We start from the raw sequence: 22,653 nt of genomic DNA, 5'->3' as shown, positions 1-22,653 counted from the left end.
TAAAACACTTTTATGAAGTATTTTAATATTTTATTTAAAAAAAATCTCTTGTGAAACAAGAGATTTTTGCTTTCCTACATGGTCCGGGATAAGGGACTTGAACCCCCACGTGTTACCACGCCAGATCCTAAGTCTGGTGCGTCTGCCAATTCCGCCAATCCCGGATGGATGGTGTCCCGTATAAGACTCGAACTTATGACCCACTGGTTAAAAGCCAGTTGCTCTACCGACTGAGCTAACGAGACAATTTGCAACAAAATTATAATATCACAAAAATATTTAGTTTCTATAAATTTTCTCTATTATCTTTAATAATTAAAGAACTACCTACTATTAATACAATTGCTGAAATTGTATTTGGAAGTCAAAATATTCAAGTCAATAAGAAAAAAGATACTATTATAACTTGAATTGAAAAAACAAGCGCAAGTATTGATCCAATATATCCAAGAGATAATCTTCTTCAAATTAAAATAATGCAAGTAAAAGCAATAACTCAAATCAATAAAATGACAACATAAGTAATAGTAAATACATATCCTTGTACAGTGTATCTATTTAAATTTATAGCAATTGGTTTCCAAAAAAATAAAACTAAAAAATTAATAAAAAAAGATAAACAACTTCCTATAGATATGAGAATTAATCTACTATTTTTTATCATTGTATGCATTATTTTTTCCTCATAGTTTCTACAAATATTTTACACAAAAAAACAATCTCCACAAAATGAGATTGTCTATATTTTCTGTACTGGTGCTGATGATAGGACTTGAACCTACAACCTACTGATTACAAGTCAGTTGCTCTGCCAATTGAGCCACATCAGCATAATAAATGGTGGAGTGCGACGGGCTCGAACCGCCGACCGCCTGCTTGTAAGGCAGGAGCTCTCCCAACTGAGCTAGCACTCCACAAATAAAATACAATAAAATGGTAGCCTGTACGGGGATCGAACCCGTGTATGCACGGATGAAAACCGTGTGTGTTCACCGCTTCACCAACAGGCCATAAAAAATGGCGGCTTTTGCAGGACTCGAACCTGCGACCAACCGGTTAACAGCCGGTTGCTCTACCAACTGAGCTAAAAAGCCAGATACATAAAAACTACTTATTCATAATAGCATAGAAGTTATTACAATTACAAGAAATTTTTTATTTTTTTTAAATATTTTTAAATAAAAAAATGACTCATATTAAAAGTCATTTATAAATGTATTTGTTATTTCAATAAGCCGGCATTGTACAACTTTTGAAATTTTCCGGGTTGTTTTTTTAGTTCATCAAAAGTTCCTATTTCCAAAATTCCTACTTTTCTGTCTAAAACTATAACTTTATCTACTTTTTTAATTGTTGATAAACGATGAGCAATAACAATTGTTGTTCTATTTTGTATCAATTCATCTAAATCTTTTTGTATTTCTTTTTCAATTATATTATCTAATGCACTTGTTGCTTCATCTAAAATCAATAGGTCAGGATTTTTTAAAAATAGTCTTGCAATTACAAGTCTTTGTTTTTGACCTCCTGACAGCATCAATCCTCTTTCTCCTAATAAAGTTTCATAATTTTCTTTTAAACTCATTACATATTCATGTAATTGTGATTTTTTAGCTGCTTCATATACTTCTTCTTTTGTTTTATTAGGAACACTATAAGTAATATTATCCATAAAAGTTCCATACAAAATTTGAGGTTCTTGTTCAACATATCCAACATGTGATAAATAGTTTGATAGATCCAAATCTTTTATATCAATATCATTTACTAAAACTTTTCCTGTTGTTGCATCATAAAATCTTAAAAGCATTTTTGCTATTGTAGATTTTCCTACACCAGTTTCTCCAACAATAGCATAACTTTTTCCTTTTTCAAACTCAAAATTAAAAGTAGATAACACATTAATATGAGGTTCTTCAGGATAATTAAATGTAACATTTTCAAACTTAATATTATTAATAGATTCAATTTTAATAGGATTCTCATTAAATAAAATAATTGATTTTCTTTTTAATATATCATTAACTCTTGTTGCACAATTTGAGCTAATAGCCATCCCTCTTAGCGATGAAGTTAAAGACATTAAATTAGAGACCAAGCTTCCTGTTGCACTTAACATAGTTACACATAGAGTTGATAGTGCAAATGGTGTCATAGTTTTGTTATATACAAAAATACAAACTATTAACATAATCATCGGTAAAAAAGAGCTTAAAACACTATTAAATAATTGAAATGCAGATTGCATAGCAACAGAACTTTTTTGTTTTCTTGCTAATTCCTTATTCAATTCTTTATTTCTATTTACTTCAAACATTTCTGTTCCAGAAGATTTAACAAGTCTTATATTCATGATTCTATCTGTCATATCTGCATTAACTTTTCTTTTTTCATCCATTGCTCCAATTAAAAATTGACGATATCTAAAAAACATAAAAATTATTACTACTACAAATAAGAAAAATAAACCAATTAATACACCAGTTAAAAGAGATGATAAATTTATTAAAATAAAACTTGTTACAATTAATCCTCATAACATTGAAAGTCAATTTGTAAAAAAGTTGTTAAATCCATCTCCAACAAACTGAGTATCACTTATAACTCTTGTCATAACAGATCCAATTTGTCTTTTTGAATAATAACTAATGTCAACTTCTATTAAATGTTTCAAAACTTTTTTTCTTAAAGCAATTTCAGATTTTCTTGAAAAAATTCCTGCTAAAAAACTAGAAAAAAACTGTACAAAAGTAAATAAACCTAATAATATTATTCCTGCATAAATTCATTCTTCATATGTAAATTCAAACATAAAAAAAGGACTTGTTTTAACATTTTTATCAACTAAAGTACTAAATAATCCTTTTACAATCAAAGGAAAAGCGGCTGCTAAAATAGAATTTAAAATAGTAAACAAAACAAAACTAAAAAAAATTATAGGATGTCTTTTGATACTAGAACCTACAAGTTTAAATACTGTTAAAAATTTAGAAAAAGTAAATGCTCTTTCATTCAATACCTTTTTTTTCATTGTTTCATTCCATTTATTTATATCAAATATATATTAGCAAAAAGAAAATGAAATTTTAAACCACATTAAAATAAAAAATTGGTTTTGTAAACCAATTTTATTATTTTATGCTAACAAAAACATGTTATTTACATAATTATTTGTAATCATTGATCCTGTGCTTGTTTTATTGTCTTCTGCTCATTTAACAATAATGTCAGCCAATGGTGTCGCAATTTTATCAGCAATTGGAGCTATAACAAATTTATTGAAAATATATTCTGCTCCAGGTACTTTCAATAATGCTTTAATTGCAGGAATTAATGTTAATGCACTTTCTGCAAATCCTTGCATTAGGCCAGATAATACATCTGCTAATCAATCTTTTCCATTAGTTAAAACTAATTGTTGGATGAATAATTTTATTTTATAGATTCCTAAAGAAATATTGTTTTTAGCTTTTGATAATCAGCTGTCTGATGCTTTAGCATTAGCATTTGCAACTTCAGCATCAGTGGAATTATCTTTTAATTTTTTAACATCTAATGCTATATCATCTGATTCATCTTTGTCGCTTGCATCATAACCATTGTTATTAACATCAATCATTAATCTAAAATGAATTTTTCAACCTGTTAATCCCTTATAATCTAAATTCATTTCAGATATATATGTATTTTCTGGAATTTTCATATCAAATGTTAAATTCATTCAATCTTGAAGTTTTGTTGCTAATGCATCATATTCTTCTTTTTTATTTTTTTCACTTTTAGTTGAAGTATTGTATGCATTTTCTATTTTAACATTGCCACTTGAATTAGCTCCGGCAGCATCAAACGCTGTTTTCATACCATCCATAAATGATTTTGTTACATAATAGTTATTAAATGCTTTTTGAAAGTTTTTTTCAACATCATTTAAATCACTTTTGTCTTTAACTTCAGTTTGAGTTTGTCTTAATGCTTTTAATATTTCTGCATTATTTTCTGATGTAAAAATATCTTTATATTGTTTGTTGTTAAAACTTATTTTACCGCTAACATCACCTGGTAATTTAAAATTAATTACTAAATTACCGTTTGTTTTAGGTACATAGTCCCCTTCACCTTTAAATATATCATAAACTGTTTTTGCAGACTCTAATGACTTTTGTCTAGTTGTAAAATCTAAAGTAGCAGTTTTATCTCCACCACAAGCTATTACAGCACTTGTAGAAGATACTATTAATCCAGCTGCTCCTAATAATCCTAAAATTTTTCTCATTTGTGTTTTTCTCCTTTAACACTAATGAGTTTACTATATACACTTATTTAATGCAACACTATAAGTGTTAAAACTAAAAAAAGTTAAACCTAAAAATAGTTTTAACTTTTTAAAGTTCTTTATTAATTGTTTGTTGTTTTGATAAGTTTTTTTTCATGTTTGATGTTGTTTTTAATACAATCAGATTTACTAAATATATGCAAATTGGGGTTAACAAAGTATTAATTATAAATATTACTGCTAAAATTGCAGGTAATTTATGAGTTTTAAAATCAAAAAACTCGTTTAATCCTTCAAATGGAAGCATTGTTAAAGTTGTTAAAGTTAGTGCTATACACATCAAAATTATCAATCATTTATTTGGTTTATATTTATCAATAATTGTTTCTCCATTATCATTTTTAATAGGTAAAAATCTATTATTAAATAAAATTGCATAAAATATTGGAGAATTCATTATACAAATATAAGATCCAGCCTTAGCATAACCTGAAGCTAACTTTTGCAATTCTTCTTTTGAACTTGCTAAATCTGAATGCATTACATATATATCTGCAATTGAGTAGTTTAAAACAGCAAATAGTGTATTAAATAATGTTGTTAAACAAATCTGAGTAATAATACCTTTTAGCAAACTCTCTTTTTTATGAGTTGGAGGAGGATTTAACATAACTCCTTTTCTTTCTCTTTGCATTCCAATTGGAATTGCAACAATTGTTTCTACTACAAAAATATGAAATAAAATGTTTACTGAGTTTAATGCAAGTTGTCCAAAAATCCCTAATACAATTAAAATAGTTAAAACCTGACTGATATTTGCTGCAACTAAAAATGAAATTGAATATTTGATTTTCTCATAAACATTTCTTCCTGAGTTTATACCTGAAATGATTGATTTAAAATTATCATCAGTTAGAATTACATCACTTACTTTTTTAGAAACCTCAGTTCCTGTTATACCCATTGCTATTCCAACATCAGCTTTTACTAAACTTGGAGAATCATTTACTCCGTCACCAGTCATAGCAACAATGTTATTTTGACTTTGAAGCAAGTCAACAATTAAAGCTTTATGTTCTGGATTAACTCTTGCAAATACATTTGTTGATTTTAATTTTTCAATCAATTCTTCATTACTTAGAGATTCAATTTCAGCTCCTGTGATTACATCATTGTATTGTTCATCTGTAATTCCTAATCTTGAAGCTATTTCAAAAGCAGTAACTTTGTGGTCTCCTGTAATCATAATTACTCTAATTCCAGCATTATGAGCATCTTCAATAGAATATTTAACTTCTTCTCTTGGCGGATCAATAATTGCAACCAATCCCATAAAAACAAGTTTGTCTTCATATTGATAATCTTGTTCTAAATCAATTTCATCTAAATCTTTTTTTGCAAATCCTAAAGTTCTCATTCCTTTTTTTGCAAATACTAAAAGTTGTTCTTTAATATTTTCTATATCTTGATCTGTAATTGGTCTTACAATATCATTATCTACAATATGTTTACAATGAGGAATTAAATAATCCATTGCCCCTTTTGTATAGGCTACATATTTTCCATCAGGTCCATCAACTTGATTAACTGTTGACATAACTTTTCTTTTAGAATCAAAAGGAATTTCATCAACTCTTTTATACTTTCTTCTCATTGCTTGATAATTGATTTTATTATCCATTAATAATCCAACTAATGCTAAATCAGTTGCATTACCAATTTTTTCGCCTTTTTTATTTATAACTCCATCATTACATAAAGCCATACATCTTACTAAAGGATCTTCTTGTAGTTCTATTTCTTTAGCTTTATATTCTTTACCACTCATATACAAGCTATCAACAAACATTTTGTTTTGAGTTAAAGTACCTGTTTTATCTGAACAAATTACATTAACATTTCCTAAAGTTTCAATTGATTTTGGTTTTTTAATCATTACATTTTTTCTTGCCATTTTTTTTGTTGCAATAAACAAGCAAATTTTAACAATGATTGTTAATGATTCTGGAATAATACTGATAGCAGAAGATACAGCAACAAGTAATAATTTATAAATGCTTTCTCCTATTTTTTCATTATTAACGTATGCAATTCCAAAAATTATTGCTCCAAGAATAACTGAAGCTAAACCTATTATTAAAGTTAATTTAGAAACTTTATGTTCTAAAGGTGTTTTTTGTTTTTTAGTTTCACTTATCTTTGTTGCGATTTTTCCTATTTCTGATTCTCTACCTGTATTAAAAACAACTCCAACCATTTTACCTTCAACAACAAGTGTTGACATAAAAGCAATATTTTTTTGATCTCCTAAAACTAAATGTTGTTCTTCAATTACTTCATCAACTTTTTCTACAGCTTCATTTTCTCCTGTTAAAGCAGACTCATCAACTTTCAACATTTGATTATCAATAATTCTTGAATCAGCAGGAACAAAATCTCCTGATTTTGTATAGATAATATCACCAGGAACTAGTTCTTCAATATTAATTCTTGTTTGTTTTCCATCTCTTAATACAACGGCTTCTAATACATTGTTTTTTATAGCTTCTTTTTGGTTAAGTGATTTTCATTCTTGTAATGTTGCTATAATTGAATTTGTTAAAATAATCACTGCAATAATAATAAGCCCAGCAATATCAGGTGCTTCTAAAGTATTTATTAAACCTATTATTAATGATGCAATTCCTGCAATTGCCATCATTATACATAAAGGATCTAAAAAACTTTTAAAAAATATTGCAAAGATATTTGGTTTTTTAGGTTTTGGTAATGTATTTCTACCAAACTCTTCCAAACGTTTTGCTGCCTCTTGAGTTGTTAAACCAGATTTTTGATTTGTTTTTAATATTTTTAGTATTCTTTCATTGGACAATGCATGTCATTTTTTTGAATATTTATCAAGTTCTTGTGAAAACGACAAATCTTGAACATTTTGATTTTCTTGCATAAATTTTTCCCCTTGTGAAAATACTCTTAAACAATATCATACAACTTTAAAATATACTTGCAACTAAAAAGGGTTTTTCATTACTTGAAAAACCCTTTAAATAATACCTTATATAGCTTTTTTAATAAATTGAAACTTTTTTTCAAATCTAAGAATTTTCTTATCCTATTGTTACTTCTTCTTCTAAATATCCAAAGTTTTGTTTGTTTTTTGGTTTTACAAAAGCAAGCAAAGTATTTGAAATACCTAATTGTCCAATAAACATAGTTAAAACAAGCATAATTTTACTTACAACTCCCATTGCTAAAATTTCACTATTTGCAAATGGCTGGAAACCAACCGTTCCAAATGCACTTGAAACATATACAATTAATTGAATAATTGTATATTCAGTATCATCAGTATTCATGTTTCTGTCATATAACATTTTATTTGAATCAAGATAAACTACAAAAATACTAAAAACTACAATAAAAAATGATAAAAATATAACCGCAAAACTTCTTCTTACAGTTTCATCTGGCACTTTTTTCTTAAATGCTTCAACAGAATGTTTATTTCTAATAATTGAAATAATAGCAATTAAACATATTGCAAATGTTGTTGTTCTAATCCCTCCAGCTGTAGAAGAAGGAGCAGCGCCAATAAACATCCAAATTGCCATAACAAATTTTGATCCAGCAGTGAAGTTATTAATATCTACTGTTGAAAACCCAGCGTTACGACAGGAAGTTACGTTAAAAATAATATCAAAAACTCATTGATAAGTTTTTTGTTTTTCATAAACCCCCTCAGTTTCGGTTGGACGATACATAATTTTGCTTTTTTCAACCGTCAATACTTCTGAAAGAATAACTAGGGTTGGACCTACAACTAATAAGATAGTATAAAAAACGAAATTTAGTTTTGTAAATAACGAAAATTTTACTTTTTTACCTTCTTTTCTTGCTTTAATTTTTCTTTTTATATCATGATAAGTAGGATAACCAAGACCACCAATTATTCATTGCAGCATAAAAATAACTTGCAATACATATCCTCTATTATTTCCTTGATTATAAGGTTGTAATGAAGAATTTGAAATAATATCAAACCCAGCATTATTTACCGCACTAACAGAATGAAAAATTGAAGCTCATAATGATCTTGAGAAATTATGATATGAATCTGTTACATCAAAACTTGTATTTACAGGACTTGTATCAGTTAATGGTGTCAAATAAAATCCAAAAAATAATACTCCCGTTCCTGCTATTTCAATAAAAGTTAAAAATAAAAATGCATCACGAATCATTTCAACAGTATTTGCAACCGTTCCAGTTCCTCTTTCACTTTTTGCAACATGTTGATCATCAAGTGAAATTTTTCGATTTAACAATGCCAAAATAACCAATTTAATTGTTAACAATCCTATTCCACCGATTTTTATCATTACTAATATTAAAATTTGTCCAAATAAACTATATTGTGTGTTTGTTTGTAATATTGTTATTCCAGTGTCAGAAATTGCACTTGAAGCAGTAAACATTCCAGTTATAAAATTTCATTCTGATTCTCTATCATTTACAATACCAGGAATAGATAATAAAAAACCTCCAATTATGATTGCAGATAAATAACCAATTATGATTTTTCCACTTATTTTTGAAAATGGTCATCATGATTTTAGTTTTTGAAAAGTAGTTTTTTTTGCAATATCTTTTTGAATTTTTTTCTTATGTGAAGCAAGCTTTTTATTTTCCTTATTTTGCAATTTTAAACTTTTTTTATCGTGTTTTTTTTCCAACAAATTATCCATTTTCAACTGCTCCTAGCATTAAACTTTTATAATTATACAACAACTTTATTTTATAAATCAAAAATATGTCTTATTTAAATTGATAAGTTAAGTTAATGAGTTGTATAATAAACAAAGTTAGAAAGTTAAGAGGCTTTAAAAAATGGCTAAAAAGAAAAGTTTTGCAATTATAGGAGCTAGTTTTTTTGGACTATCTGTTGCTCAAACATTAGATGAAAAAAAACAATATATTAAAATATTTGATATTAATGAAGAAAAACTTAATTTATACGCAGCAGATTTTGAATCAGCAGAAGCAATAGTTTTAGATACAACAAATAAAAGTGCTTTAGAAAGAAATGGAATTGCTCAATTTGACTGTGTTATCGTTAGTTTAAGATCAAGCATGGAAGCATCAATTATTACGGTTTTAAACTTAATTGACTTAGGTGTTGAAAATATTATAGTTAATGCTAGAGATAGACATCACAAAAGAATTTTATTAGCACTAGGAATTGAAGAAGATAAAATTATTATTCCCGACGTGTTAACAGGTAAATTGATTGCGACTAAATCATTATTTGATATAGATGGTGATGTACAATCAACAGATGGAGAATATAGTTTTACAAATATTATTGTAAAAGATGAACAAATTATTGATAAAACAATTAATGAAGCTGGACTAAGTACAAACAAAGATTTTAATATAGTTCAAATTAAGCGTAACGGAAAAATAGTGATTCCTGATGAATATACAGCATTAAAAGAAGATGACTTATTAGTTGTGTTTGCTAAAAATAATATAATCAATAATCTAATTGAAAAAATTAGAGGAGCTGATCTAGAAGACTAATGAGTCTTCTTTTTTTATATAAAAAAAGAAGATTTTTCTACTTTACTTCTTTTATCAACTTATTAATTAAACTCATTGCGAAATCTGGATTTACATTTCCAGCAGTTTCTTTCATAAGTTGACCCATTATAGTTTTTTCAACTCTTTCAGGTCTATTTTCATATTGTTCTTTAATTAAATCAATATTTTTATCAACAATTGGTTTTAAAAAATGCATTATCTCATTTTCATCACTAATTAATTTTAAATTATTTTCTTTTATTATTTCTTCAACAGTTTTATTAGTTGCATAAGCTATTGGCAATATTGCTTTTACATGTTTTGAAGAAATTAATCCTGACTCTAAATATTTAATGATATCAACTATATCTTCAGATTTTAAATGAGTTTTATCAATAGTTATACTTTCTTTATTTAATAGAGCTTTAATATCTGTGATTATATAGTTTGCAACTTTTTTTGGATCAACATTAAATGAAACTGCTTTTTCAAAAAAGTTTGTTAATTCAATACTTGATAATAAATAATTTGTATCATCTAAACTTAAACCAAACTTTTCTACATAGCGAACTCTTTTTTGTTTAGCAAGTTCAGGCGAATTGTCAATAACTTCTTTCACTCAATTATCATCTAAAAGTATAGGATTAATATTTGGTTCTCTAAAGTATTTATAATCTATTGCATCAGTTTTTACTCTCATTAAAATAGTTTCTTGCTTAGTTTCATCAAATCTTCTGGTTTCTTGTTGCACAACTTTTCCATCTAAAATTAATTTTGACTGTCTTTCAATTTCAAACTCTATTGCTTTTTTTACATTATTTAATGAGTTTAAATTTTTAATTTCAACCTTGTTTCCAAAACCTTCATACCCATATGGTCTTAAAGAAATATTTACATCACAACGTAAAGAACCTTCGCTCATCTTTACATCACTTACTCCAAGAAATAATAATATTTCTCTTAAATTATTTACGTATTCTACAGCTTCATAAGCACTTCTTATAACTGGTTTGGTAACTATTTCAACCAAACCAATTCCGCTACGATTATAATCTAAAAAAGTTAAATCACCTTTGTGAATTTGTTTTGCAGTATCTTCTTCAATATGCAATCTTTCAATTTCTATTTTTTTAGTTTCACCATTTTCTAAAATTATTTCTAAACTTCCTTCTTTTCCAATTGGGAAAAATTGTTGAGTTATTTGAAAACCTTTAACTAGATCAGGATAAAAATAATTTTTTCTATCAAATCTTAAAAGTTTATCAATTTGCATGTTCAATGCATTACAAGCTAAAAGAGCATATTTAACTCCTTCTTTATTCACACTTGGCATTGCCCCAGGATATCCTAAATCAATTTCACAAATTTGCGTATTTGGTTCTTTACCAAAACTTACAGGTGCTGGTGAAAACATTTTTGATTTCGTTTTTAATTCGACATGATTTTCAATTCCAATTATAACTTCAAAATTATTCATGTGAATCACCTCTTTTGCTATTTTTTATTAGATTTTCTAAAAACTTTGCAGCTTGTAAAACTTGTAAGTCATTTTTTGGTTTTGCATTTATATTTATTCCAATAGGTAAATTATTTTTTTCTATAAAAGGAATTGTAATTGAAGGCATACCATTAAAGTTTGCTAATTCTAAAATATCATCCACTCAGATTCCATCATGATCGCCTCTTTCTTCAACATCTGTTCCTAAAATATTTTTCACAGTTGGTGCAACATCTAATGATGGAGGTAAAAATAAAATATCAATCTGATTAAAAACTTTTGTTAATTCTTCAATAATTAATCTTCTAATTTTTTTTGATCTTAAAAGTAAGTCTTCTTGATTTTCTTTTTTTAATTGAAAACTTCCAATAGTAAATCTTCTCTTAACAGTATTTCCAAAATTTTTTGTACGTGTTTTTTTCATTATATCTTTATAATCTTTACCTTCTTCACGCTTACCAAAATTTATACCATCTAAATTTGCATGAGTAGAAACTCCTTCAGAAAAAGAAATCATCATATAAACAGCAGGAATTGTTGCTAATAATTTTTCATCAAAATCTATTTCAATTACTTCAAAACCTTCTGCTTTAATTTTTTCAAATAAATTAAGATAATCTTTTTTTAAATCTTCTTTAAAATATTTTAAAACTGATTTTAAAAATCCAAACTTAGTTTTTTTATCTAAATTATTTATATTTTTATAAAACTCATTTTCATTATTTATAGAAGTAAAATCTTTAGGATCATGTTTAAATGTTGCATCACTTAATATAGCAGCATCATCTACTGAGTTTGTAAAAAAACCTAAATGATCTAAACTTGGAGCATATGGTATAACACCATATCTTGAAATACTTCCATAAGTTGGTTTAAATCCAACAATACCACAATAACTTGCTGGTTTTCTTATAGAATCTCCTGTATCAGTTCCAGTTGCAAAAGGAACTAATCCAGCTGCAACAGCATACGCACTACCACTTGAACTACCGCCTGCTATTCTTTCGCTATCTTTAGGATGTCTTACCTCTCCATTGAAACCAAACAAACCAGTTCCACCCATTCCAAGTTCATCCAAAGAAGCCTTACCTAGTAAAATTGTATGTTCATTTTTTAAATGTTCAGTGATTGTTGCATCATAAGGAGGAAAATAATTTGATAAAATATTTGATCCTGCTGTAGTTAAAATATTTTTTGTTGAAATATTATCTTTTGTTACATAAGGAATTGCTGATAATAATTTATTTTCATCAAATAATTCTTGTAATTCTTTTTCACTATTTTTATTTTCAATCAATGTTACTAAAAAATTTGATTTAAACTCTGCTTTTAAATTTTCATAAACACTATCAACTAAATCTTTAACTTTTAATTCTTTATTTTTTATTTTATTGTGAATATCAACGATTGTTAAGTTTTTAAAATTCATAATTATTTAACCACCTTTTCTATAACAACATAGTCATTGTCTTTTTTAGGTGCATTTTTTAAAAAGTCTTGCTTGTCAATTTTTCTAATATCATCATCATCTCTTAAAAAAGTATTTGCATAATCAAAACAATAATGACTAGGTTCAACCCCTTCGATATTTATTGCATAAGCTTTATTAAACTTTTCTAAAAGTTGATTTTCTATTTTTAAAAAATCTTCTGCTTCTTTATCAGTTATTTCTAACATAATATCTTCAGCTAATTCAAATATTAAGTCTTTTTTTATTTTCATTATTTTTCTCCTAACATTTCTAAAAATTCTTGTTCATTAATTATTTTAACACCAAGTTTGTTTGCTTTTTCAAGTTTACTTCCAGCATCTTCACCAACTAGTAAATAATCTGTTTTTTTACTTACACTATCAATTACTTTTGCTCCATGTTCTTCTAAAATATTTTTGAAATAATTTCTAGAATTTGATAGGGTGCCTGTAATTACAAAACTTTTATTTGAAATAATTTCATTATATTTAGATCCAATGTTTCCTAAATAAGAAGTATTTACTCCAAGTGATACTAAATCTTCTAAAAGTTTTTTATTATTTTTATTTTCAAACCAATCAATTACCGATCTTGCCACAATTGGCCCTACATCACGAACTTTTTCTAGCTGTTCAAAACTAATTTTATCAAAGTCTTTTATATCTTTAAAATTTGTTACTAATAATTGAGCAGTTTTTTTACCAACATGTCTTACTCCCAAACCAAAAAATAATTTTTCTGCAGAGTTTGTTTTTGATTTTTCTATAGCTTCTAAAAGATTTTCAACAGATTTTTTTCCCATTTTATCTAGACTAATTAATTCTTCTTTAAAATTTTTTAATTTATAAATATCTGCTACATTATAAATAAAATTATTTTCAAAAAGTTTTTCTATTATTTTTATACTCAACCCTTCAATATTCATAGCTTCTCTTGAAACAAAGTGCTCCATCAATCTAACAACTTTTCTTCTACAAGAACTATTAATACAATATTGATCAACTTCATCTTCTACTCTCTCTAAAACCGAGTTACATTCAGGACAAACATGTGTTTCTTTTCAAACTGATAATAATTTAAAAGTTTCATCTTTAATTGGTTCTATTATTTCAGGAATAATATCTCCGGCTTTTTTTACTTTAACTATTGATCCAACTCTAATATCTCTTTGTTTAATAAAATCTGCATTATGTAAAGTTGCAGATTGAACAGTTGTTCCTGCAAGTTGAACTGGTTCAAGATTAGCATTGTAAGTAATTTTTCCTGTTCTTCCTACTGTTGCAAAAATATTTAAAAGCCTGGTATTTTTAATTTCTGCTGGAAACTTGAATGCTATGGCTCACTTAGGAAACTTTGAAGTATAACCAACTTTTTCATATAAATCAAAATTATTTACTTTAACTACGACTCCATCAATTTCATAATTTAGTTTGTTTCGTTGCTCACTAATATAATTGATGTGTTGCATAACTTCATCAATGTTTTTACAAATTTTTCCTAACTCGTTAATTTTAAATTTTAAGTTTTTTAAATAATTTAAGGATTCAGAATGTGTTTTAATTTTTTCTCTATCCATATAATAATAAAGATATGCATCTAAATTTCTTGAAGCAGCGATATTTGAATCAAGTTGTCGAATTGTTCCGGCAGCTGCGTTTCTAGGATTTGCAAATAAAGGTTCTTCATCAAGTTGTCTTTGTTGATTTATTTTTTCAAACTCTTTTTTTGACAAAAAAACTTCTCCTCTTATTTCAACATAGTCATCTTTATTTTCGATAACCAAAGGAATGCTTTTTATAGTTTTAACATTATTGGTAACATCTTCTCCAAATACTCCATCACCTCTTGTAACAGCTTTAAATAATTTTCCTTTTGAATAAATTAATGATATTGATAAACCATCAATTTTTGGTTCTACAAAAAAACTATAATTTTTATTTTCTATTTCTTTAAAAATTTGATCATCAAAATTTTTTAAATCTTTTTCATTAAATGCATTTGCGAGACTTAACATTGGAACTTTATGCTGATATTTTTCAAACTTATCTAAAACAATACCTCCAACTCTTTTAGTTGGTGAATCATATGTAATTAAATCAGGATGCTCTTGTTCTAGCTTAACTAGTTCATTAAATAACTTATCATACTCTGCATCATCAACAACAGGATCATCTAAAACATAATAGGCATAACCTCATTCGTTAAGTTTTTGTTTTATTTCTAAAATTTTTTCTTTAACATTATTCATAAAATTTCTCCTATAGTTTTAATCAATTAAAGTTTTTTATCACAACCACGCTTTTGTTTTTAGTATTTTTTTCTTCTTGTTTATTAAAGAATCAATAGACAAGAATATTCATAAGTACTGATCCTTGAACAATCATAATTAAACCATTCGACTGACTCATCATTGGATAAATTAAATTTATAAACTTAACAGCTATTGGATTATAAAAAGTTAAATAATTTATTAATGTTAAATCTACAATCCCTGTAATTAGTGATAGCTTAAACTTTTTTCTTAAAAAAACTCAAACAACAGACAAAATCAATATTGACATTGCAGCAATAAAGGTTGCTCAAAATCTTAAAGTGTTACTTGGCAATAAGTTTGTTCAAACATATAAAAAATTCAAATAGCTTTCTTTTGGATCAACAAAAGATCTATTTGTTTTTAAAGTCATTGCAATTGAAACTATCATAAAAACAATTGGTAGCAACAATGTTACTAATGTAATTTTTGAATCAACAAAAGTTTCAAACCGTACAACAGCTGAATATTTTTTTGACATAAAATAAGTCGTAACAATTATTAATAATAATATTGCTGCAAACAAAATTGTTGGAATGTAATATTTAGAAACTAAATTAAAGAATATTAAATCAATTACAGCAATAGAAGAAATCTTTAAAAAGTCTTTTGTAAAATTTGTATTATATTTTTTTTGAATAATAAACAAAATACAATAAATCAAAAATAAAACTTGATAGGAACTATTTCATGAAAATGAAATATATCCTCCAATAACTAAACCGATAAAAAGTGGCATCTTTCTTTCTCGAAAACCAATGTTTGTATATCTTAAAGCTAAAACCATAGCATAAAAAATTAAGTATAAGAAAATTGTATCTCCAGTTCAATAAGCATAATCATAATGTATAAATGCAATTTTTGTTAATGTAAATAAAAATAATGATAAGATGTATAAAGCATATTTTTTATAAGCTGTGCTAGTTTTATCAAACGAATCAAACATTGTTATAAATATTGAAGCACATAAAAATACATCAAGTATAAATGATAAAGGCATAATTATATCTTGATATTGATAGCTTTGTACTCCAGTTAAAATTATCATTGATAATTGGAAGGTATATCAACCTTGAAAAGGTCTAAAACCTAAGAAGTTAAATAATGTAGAATTGTTAAAAAATGAAACTGGATTATCTCTTAATCATGAAAGTATGGATAAAATATTTTTATGTCTAGAAAACTCATTTTCTATTCCTAATTTTTTATATTCAAAATATGTTGCAACACCAATAACTATTACTGCTAAAATAAAAAATCATAGATTTTTACTTAATAAATTTAAAGACAATCAATGTTTTGCAAAAACTAAGCAAAATATTATATAAACAATTGATAAGGCTCATAAATAATATATAAAAAATATATAAGGTAAAACTGAGATTAATTGTAATGGAAAGGTAAATATTGAAATAAATGTAAAATATGAAAAAAATCCTGCCGCAATTGCTGCATATGGATTTTTTGTTTTAAATTTAATTAACTCCAAAATAATTACACCAGATGCATAAAAAACAAATATACATGTTATCGCAATAGCTATTGGAATAATGATGTTTGAACTTCCCATTAATTTCACCATTTTGATTATATCATTATATAACTTTTGATATTAAGACTATATTCAAATAAAAAACCTTATTTAAATAAGGTTTAATCTTTTCCTTTTAAAACATAAATTTTATCATTTTTTTGTTCAACATTAATATCGATTGTATCAAGTGATAAATCTGCCGCTGAAGATTCGCTCACTATTCCATAAATTGCTGGAGCAAGTTCATCGGTTTTATCGACAATTTTTTCAATGTCAATACCATTTTCTTCAAATCTTTTTAATCTTGCATTTGTTTGTTTTTTATTTAAGATTCTACTTATTAAAGGCATATTTTTCATAATTCCATTCATCATTTTTGGTGAAAAAATATATGCAGTTAAAATTAAAACTATTCCGCTTATAAATATAACCCCAAAGAATAATATTACTAATGGCAATATTGGTGTATTTGTACCAGTTGCTTTTTCTTGTATATCAAAATGTTTTGTTAAATATAATAATGTAAACAATGTCATTGTTGTTGGTGCTGTGAATAATATAGCAATATTATTTCAAACATGTTTTCAAGTTGAGTTATAAGTTGCATATCTTCAAACATATAATCATAAATAACAATATCTAACAATTAAAAATAGTCCTTTTACAACATATAAAGTAACTATTCCAGAAATTAATTGATTATTTGCTCCACCAATTGCAAATTTTTTTGCTAAAAATACTAATCCTAAAACCACAAATATATAAACGGTTCCTAAAATATTTTGAAATTTAGAAACCTCTCCATATCTTCCTTTTGCATGAATTAAAGTAATTTGACCTTCACATAAAATTATAATTGCGGTTGAAAAAGCATATAAGATTGAAAATTTAGGACTAAAAAACATAAATGTTAAAGCATCTCTTTCGGCATTTGCAAAATGTCCTGATTCTAAATTTGATAACGCAAGATCTGAATATAAAGCACTTACAAAATATGGAGATAAAATTGCAATATTTATAAAAGTGAATGCAGCAACTAAATATGTATAAAGTTCATATTTTGAATAACTATCTCAATTTATTCTTCCTCTTTGAGCAACAAGTGTTATAAAAAATTCTCTAAAAGAAGTTATAAAGTTTGTCATAATCAATCTAACATTTATAGCAATAACCAAATATAAAGAAAGTGTTGAAGAAACGCCTAATCCTAATAACAAAGCAGCAACTATCATATCTGAGTTAATTAAAATTGATGTACCGATTGAAGAATATGATATTCTTTTTGAAATTGTAGTTAATTTAAAACTATTAAAATCTTTATAAAATTTTAACCACAAATATTTTCGCTTAACATATAGAGAAACTAAAAACCCTTTTATCGGACTATAAATTATTAAACTGAAAAATGGAATATACGGTGGAATGTTGTTTAAGCTCATCAAATAAAATACCAATGAGTAAATAAAAATATCGCTAAATAATATTATTAATCTTCTAACAGTATTTCTATTATCCGCTGCCATTACACACTCGATTGAGTTAAATCAAAAGTTACCAACAATATTTTTAGCCCCAAATGAAAATGCTATTAATATTAGCACTCAATAACTTGCATCTCCACTTACTTTTCCAGATAAAGGAATGGCAATATTTTCTCAGCTTTGTGCACTAAATATACCTTCTTGAGAAGATAATCCTGCATATAAAGGATATAACAAACAAATAGCAGCAGTAATGGCAAGTTCTGATTTACATGCTTTTCGATATAGTTTTCTTGATGTTGAATATACTTCATTTGCTGTGATTCAGTCATTATGCGCAATTGGTCTAACTAATAAAATAGTTGTTGCAATACCTAATGAACTCTCTGCTGTTGAAACAAGCATAGAAAAAGAACCAACAATTTTAACAAACCCGTTAAACTGTGTTCCATATTTTTCTAAAACTCAATAAATTAGTAAGAATTGTATGATTGTATTTAATAGGGAAATAAATGTTCCTATAATAGTACTAAAAATACTTTGTTTTGTAGATAACATAGTTTTTCCCCCTAACCTTATAATAATAACATTTTAGAAAATGAATGTGGAGCAAAATTCTTTGTCATTTAAATAACTTAATTCATCACTAAAGTTTTTAAATATTAATTTATACGCAATTAAATCAATTGATCTATTCTTAGATTTTTTAGCTCCATATCTAAAGTCATCAACTATTGGAGATTTAAAATAAGAACAAATTGCTCTGATTTGATGTTTTCTACCGGTCAAAAGTTTTACCTCTAAAATATTTTCTTCTTTATTAAATCAATTTTGTTCTTGAGAACAAGATTTAAAAAACTTGTTATCTTTTAAGCTGAAATTTGCTAATTGAGTATCACTATTATAATCAATAAAACCTTCAATTAGTCCTGTTTTAATATTGTTATTTTCCAATTTGGCTAGATAAAATTTTTCAATATTATCTTTATCTTGAATTGCTTGTAATAAGATATCTAAACTTTTTTTATTTTTGGCATAAATAACTAATCCCTTTGTTAATTTATCAAGGCGATGAACGTGGCTTATTACAAAACTATTTTCAAGTTCCACATCATATTTATTAGTATCTATCAAATAACTTCTTACTATTTGATCTAAACAAATGTTTATTAAAGAATGCATTTCAAGATTTGAAGGTTTATCTACAATTAATAAATTTTCATCTTCATATATTATTTTTAATTCAGAATAATCTACAAGTTTTTCTTCATTTCTTTTAGAAATAGAAGCACTATCATAAACTTTGATTTCATCTCCTAATTTTAAAACTCTCTTTTGATCTTTAATTCTTTTTTCATTTAATTTTATTTTATTGGTTCTAAATCATTTATATATAACTGATAAACTTGTTGTTTTAAAATTCTTTTTAATAAAATTAAAAATTGTTTGATTTTCATCATTTTTATTTACTTTTAATATTGTCATATTTCTCCTATCAACTTACGCTTACTAATAACACAATTACTGCAAATAAGTTGTTTCCCATGTGAACCAATCAACTGTATGTTATATTTCCTTTGGTTCATATAAATACTCCACCAAGAATAAATCCTCCTGCTGAATATGAAAGTACGTGTTCAAAATCTCCACTAAATCCATAGTGAATAAACCCAAATGCAATTGAGCTTGTTACATATGCTAATCATTTATTTGAAACGTTTAAAAATCAAGCACTTCTAAATGCCATTTCCTCAACAAAAGGAGCCACCATCACTGCATAAAGAACTAATAAAATTGCATATGTTATTTTTGTTGTTTTAGAAGCATTTTGATCAGATAATGCTCCTGCTAAATTAGACTCATTTTTAGATTCTGCTAACTTAAATAATTTTTGCTCTATCACTCCAGACACTAATAAATTTATTCCTATAATTATTATAAATCCAAAAACACAAGTGATTAAAAGTGTTAATCAATGTTTTTTAAATGTTTCTATAATTATTTTTCTTGTTTTTTTATCAATATAAAGTATCAAGATAAGTAATATGAATTTTGGAACTAAATTTACAACCATAGCTAAAATATATTGATTAGCATTTGAAAATGCGATAACCAAAATTAATGCTAATAAAGGTATTATTACAAATAAAAACTGTCATGCATAACCATATTTAAAATAACCAGATTTATGATATGCAATCAAAACAATTGCCCCAACTGTAACAGAAATAATATATATGAATTGCAATGCAGTTTCAGTTTTATCAGATCAAGTAAAAAGCAACTTTGCCATAACAGAAATTAAAAATGGAAAAAATAAAGTTGATGCCAGAAAAATTAAACCATCAGTTTTTCATTTTAAAGACTTAAAATTAAAACCACTTGTTGTTAAACCATAAACTTTTTCTTGAAAATTTGTAAACTTATTTAAAAAAATTTTGTTATTTGTATCTTTATATTTACCCATAAAAAATTTATAAGAATCATCAAAACTTAAAACTGTATAATTTTCTAGATTATTTCCATAAACTTTTTCAAAACCACCATTGTCATAAAGCCTTTTCTTTTTTTTATCAGTCAATACAATTGCAGCTTCACATAACTCTATAAAATCGTTTTTATTTTCCATGTCAACATTAACATTTAGTTCTTTTGCTTTGTCTTTATATGATTTTTTAATATCTTTAATTTTAGTTTCTTTATTAACATCTAAAATTTTATAATAGTCTTTTTTATTAATCATTTATTTCAGCTCCAAAATTAATCTAAGGTTATTTTACTCTATAAAAATAAAAAAAATGTTTATATATAAACATTTTTTTCTTATTTTACTATTGCTACTAAGTCACCTTTAGAAACTTTACCTTTTTTTACAATTTCAATTTGCTTACCTTGCATTGAATCAGTTGTAAAAATTAATGGTGTTTGCATTGATGGAACTTTTGAAGATACTTCTTTTAAATCTACTACTACAAGTAATTCACCTTTTGATACAGTTTGATTTTGTTTAACTTTAACATCAAACCCTTTTCCTTCAAGAGAAACTGTGTCAATTCCAATGTGTAGTAAAATTTCTACTCCATTTTTATTTGCAATTCCATAAGCATGTCCTGATGGAAATACTGTAACTAATTTTCCATCAATTGGAGCATAAAATTCTCCACTTGCAGGAACAAAAGCTAAACCATCACCTAGCATACCTTCTGCAAAAACATCATCTTTAACTGTTGATAAGTCTATTACTTCTCCATCAACAGGTGCAAAAACTTCTAAACTTTTATTTTTTGTAAATAATCCCATAAGAGTTATCCCCTTTCTAGATTATTTTACAATATAAAATAAGATTTTAATTAATATTATTTTATTTTAAAATACAGCATAAATTTAAGCTGCTATTGTTACTTCAATATCTACTACTGCATTGGCAACTAATAATTTTCCAGCGACAAATGGCAATAATACATCATGTCCATAAATTTTAGATGAGCCCGAAATGACATAAACTGTATATCCTGATTCTTTTTTTTCCACCCTTGAATATTTGATAAATTCGTTGACATCTACTTTGCTTTTTCAATTTCCTGTATTACCTAATTTATTATATGCCGCTTTTTTTATTTCAATGTAATTATTTTTTGAGTCTTGGTTAACGGTTTTATTTAGTTGTATGTTTTGAGTATCAGAACTTGTTAACACTACTCTATCATCTTTAACAAACTTAGTTTTAAATACCAAATCTTGTGCAGCTACAAATAATCCATCTAAAGAAGGTGTCTTTGAAATATTAAACTCAGTTGGAGTAAAACTTGTATTAGGTATTATTCCTGCAGCGCCATACATCATTGGTGTAGCTAATGCTTCAAGAGCTGGATTTGCAACTCCTATTTGTTCAATGATAAAAGCAGCAAATGCTTGCATATTACTTTCATTTTTCATTTGATTTTCTAAATCATTGAAAATATCTTCTTTAATGTATATATTATCTAAATTGGTATTACCAACTAGAGCTTTGAAATCAATACTTTGATTTAAAATTAAAGATGCTTCTCCTTTTGCTTTTTTTGATCCAGTTTTAGCTTTAATAACAGCTACTCCACCATAACCATTATGTGATTCTCCATTTGATATTTCAGAAATATCAACATCGTCACTTGATAAACTTAATTTATTCATTTGATTTAAAGAAAATAAAACAGACTCTGAATTAATTTTATAAAAATCTACTTGATTTTCATTATTTTCTGATCCTAAATTTTTCCCATTGTTTCTATCATAAGCACCAGCTTCCATGAAACCTGCTGGAAGATTTTTATATTGTAATTTTGCTAAATCAATCAAATCTTCATTTGGAGTATTTGGGTCTGTTGGACTTTCTGGATCAACTGGTTTGTTATTACTTGAATTATCAGATGTATTATCTTCTCCACAAGCTACAACTACCGAAGATGTTGTAGACATCATTGTTAATACTCCTAAAATAGCTAGTAATTTTTTCATTTTTTTTC

Annotated in this window: 16 protein-coding genes and 6 tRNA genes; 2 read left to right on the top strand and 20 right to left on the bottom strand. The window is 26.2% G+C overall.

Going from position 1 to position 22,653, the window contains the following annotated elements:
* Positions 1–79 precede the first annotated feature (79 nt).
* A tRNA-Leu gene (locus STABA_RS01125) sits at positions 80–164 on the bottom strand.
* A gap of 5 nt (positions 165–169) precedes the next feature.
* A tRNA-Lys gene (locus STABA_RS01120) sits at positions 170–245 on the bottom strand.
* A gap of 3 nt (positions 246–248) precedes the next feature.
* Between STABA_RS01120 and STABA_RS01115 the strand changes: the two genes are divergently transcribed.
* A complete protein-coding gene (locus tag STABA_RS01115) occupies positions 249–521 on the top strand; it encodes a hypothetical protein (protein ID WP_156005692.1) in 273 nt (90 codons plus the stop codon).
* A 233-nt stretch (positions 522–754) separates the two neighbouring features.
* On the opposite strand, the gene STABA_RS01110 is transcribed toward STABA_RS01115, so the two are convergent.
* From STABA_RS01110 to STABA_RS01075, 8 genes are all read right to left on the bottom strand, one after another.
* Positions 755–830, bottom strand: a tRNA-Thr gene (locus STABA_RS01110).
* 8 nt (positions 831–838) lie between these two features.
* A tRNA-Val gene (locus tag STABA_RS01105) sits at positions 839–914 on the bottom strand.
* A gap of 20 nt (positions 915–934) precedes the next feature.
* A tRNA-Glu gene (locus STABA_RS01100) sits at positions 935–1,010 on the bottom strand.
* Positions 1,011–1,018: 8 nt separating this feature from the next.
* A tRNA-Asn gene (locus tag STABA_RS01095) sits at positions 1,019–1,094 on the bottom strand.
* Positions 1,095–1,222: 128 nt separating this feature from the next.
* Complete coding sequence (locus STABA_RS01090) at positions 1,223–3,031, bottom strand: ABC transporter ATP-binding protein (protein WP_156005690.1); 1,809 nt, start codon at positions 3,029–3,031, stop codon at positions 1,223–1,225.
* 105 nt (positions 3,032–3,136) lie between these two features.
* On the bottom strand, positions 3,137–4,273 hold the full coding sequence (locus STABA_RS01085) for a lipoprotein (RefSeq protein WP_156005688.1): 1,137 nt from the start codon (positions 4,271–4,273) through the stop codon (positions 3,137–3,139).
* 109 nt (positions 4,274–4,382) lie between these two features.
* Positions 4,383–7,220: a cation-translocating P-type ATPase gene (locus tag STABA_RS01080; RefSeq protein ID WP_156005686.1), complete on the bottom strand. Its 2,838-nt coding sequence runs from the start codon at positions 7,218–7,220 to the stop codon at positions 4,383–4,385.
* A 160-nt stretch (positions 7,221–7,380) separates the two neighbouring features.
* Positions 7,381–9,018: a TrkH family potassium uptake protein gene (locus STABA_RS01075; protein WP_156005684.1), complete on the bottom strand. Its 1,638-nt coding sequence runs from the start codon at positions 9,016–9,018 to the stop codon at positions 7,381–7,383.
* Positions 9,019–9,160: 142 nt separating this feature from the next.
* Between STABA_RS01075 and STABA_RS01070 the strand changes: the two genes are divergently transcribed.
* Positions 9,161–9,853 (top strand): potassium channel family protein, encoded by a 693-nt coding sequence (locus STABA_RS01070; RefSeq protein WP_156005682.1) that lies wholly within the window; start codon positions 9,161–9,163, stop codon positions 9,851–9,853.
* 37 nt (positions 9,854–9,890) lie between these two features.
* Here the strand turns inward: STABA_RS01070 and gatB are convergent, their stop codons facing one another.
* The 10 genes from gatB to STABA_RS01020 all read right to left on the bottom strand — a co-directional run bounded on the left by gatB (position 9,891) and on the right by STABA_RS01020 (position 22,645).
* Positions 9,891–11,330: an Asp-tRNA(Asn)/Glu-tRNA(Gln) amidotransferase subunit GatB gene (gene gatB, locus STABA_RS01065; RefSeq protein ID WP_156005680.1), complete on the bottom strand. Its 1,440-nt coding sequence runs from the start codon at positions 11,328–11,330 to the stop codon at positions 9,891–9,893.
* Complete coding sequence (locus STABA_RS01060; RefSeq protein ID WP_156005678.1) at positions 11,323–12,780, bottom strand: amidase family protein; 1,458 nt, start codon at positions 12,778–12,780, stop codon at positions 11,323–11,325. Before STABA_RS01060 ends, gatB begins: the two co-directional genes overlap by 8 nt.
* Before the next feature lie 2 nt (positions 12,781–12,782).
* A complete protein-coding gene (locus STABA_RS01055) occupies positions 12,783–13,073 on the bottom strand; it encodes an Asp-tRNA(Asn)/Glu-tRNA(Gln) amidotransferase subunit GatC (protein WP_156005676.1) in 291 nt (96 codons plus the stop codon).
* On the bottom strand, positions 13,073–15,070 hold the full coding sequence (gene ligA / locus STABA_RS01050; protein ID WP_156005673.1) for an NAD-dependent DNA ligase LigA: 1,998 nt from the start codon (positions 15,068–15,070) through the stop codon (positions 13,073–13,075). Before ligA ends, STABA_RS01055 begins: the two co-directional genes overlap by 1 nt.
* 10 nt (positions 15,071–15,080) lie before the next feature.
* The gene (locus STABA_RS01045; RefSeq protein WP_170264668.1) at positions 15,081–16,715 is read right to left on the bottom strand and encodes a hypothetical protein; all 1,635 of its coding nucleotides are present in this window, start codon (positions 16,713–16,715) and stop codon (positions 15,081–15,083) included.
* 71 nt (positions 16,716–16,786) lie between these two features.
* On the bottom strand, positions 16,787–18,706 hold the full coding sequence (locus STABA_RS01040) for a hypothetical protein (RefSeq protein WP_156005668.1): 1,920 nt from the start codon (positions 18,704–18,706) through the stop codon (positions 16,787–16,789).
* Positions 18,707–18,739: 33 nt separating this feature from the next.
* Positions 18,740–19,633, bottom strand: coding sequence for a pseudouridine synthase (locus STABA_RS01035; protein WP_156005666.1), 894 nt, complete (start codon positions 19,631–19,633; stop codon positions 18,740–18,742).
* Positions 19,634–19,640: 7 nt separating this feature from the next.
* A complete protein-coding gene (locus tag STABA_RS01030; protein ID WP_156005664.1) occupies positions 19,641–20,891 on the bottom strand; it encodes a CPBP family glutamic-type intramembrane protease in 1,251 nt (416 codons plus the stop codon).
* 80 nt (positions 20,892–20,971) lie between these two features.
* Complete coding sequence (locus tag STABA_RS01025; protein WP_156005662.1) at positions 20,972–21,448, bottom strand: PTS sugar transporter subunit IIA; 477 nt, start codon at positions 21,446–21,448, stop codon at positions 20,972–20,974.
* An 84-nt stretch (positions 21,449–21,532) separates the two neighbouring features.
* Complete coding sequence (locus tag STABA_RS01020) at positions 21,533–22,645, bottom strand: lipoprotein (RefSeq protein ID WP_156005660.1); 1,113 nt, start codon at positions 22,643–22,645, stop codon at positions 21,533–21,535.
* Positions 22,646–22,653 lie beyond the last annotated feature (8 nt).

The organism is Spiroplasma tabanidicola, assembly GCF_009730595.1.
GTDB classification, from domain to species: Bacteria; Bacillota_I; Bacilli_A; order Mycoplasmatales; family Mycoplasmataceae; genus Spiroplasma_A; species Spiroplasma_A tabanidicola.
Note: the sequence above shows the minus strand (reverse complement) of the source record. Positions and strands in the feature narration are given on the sequence as shown.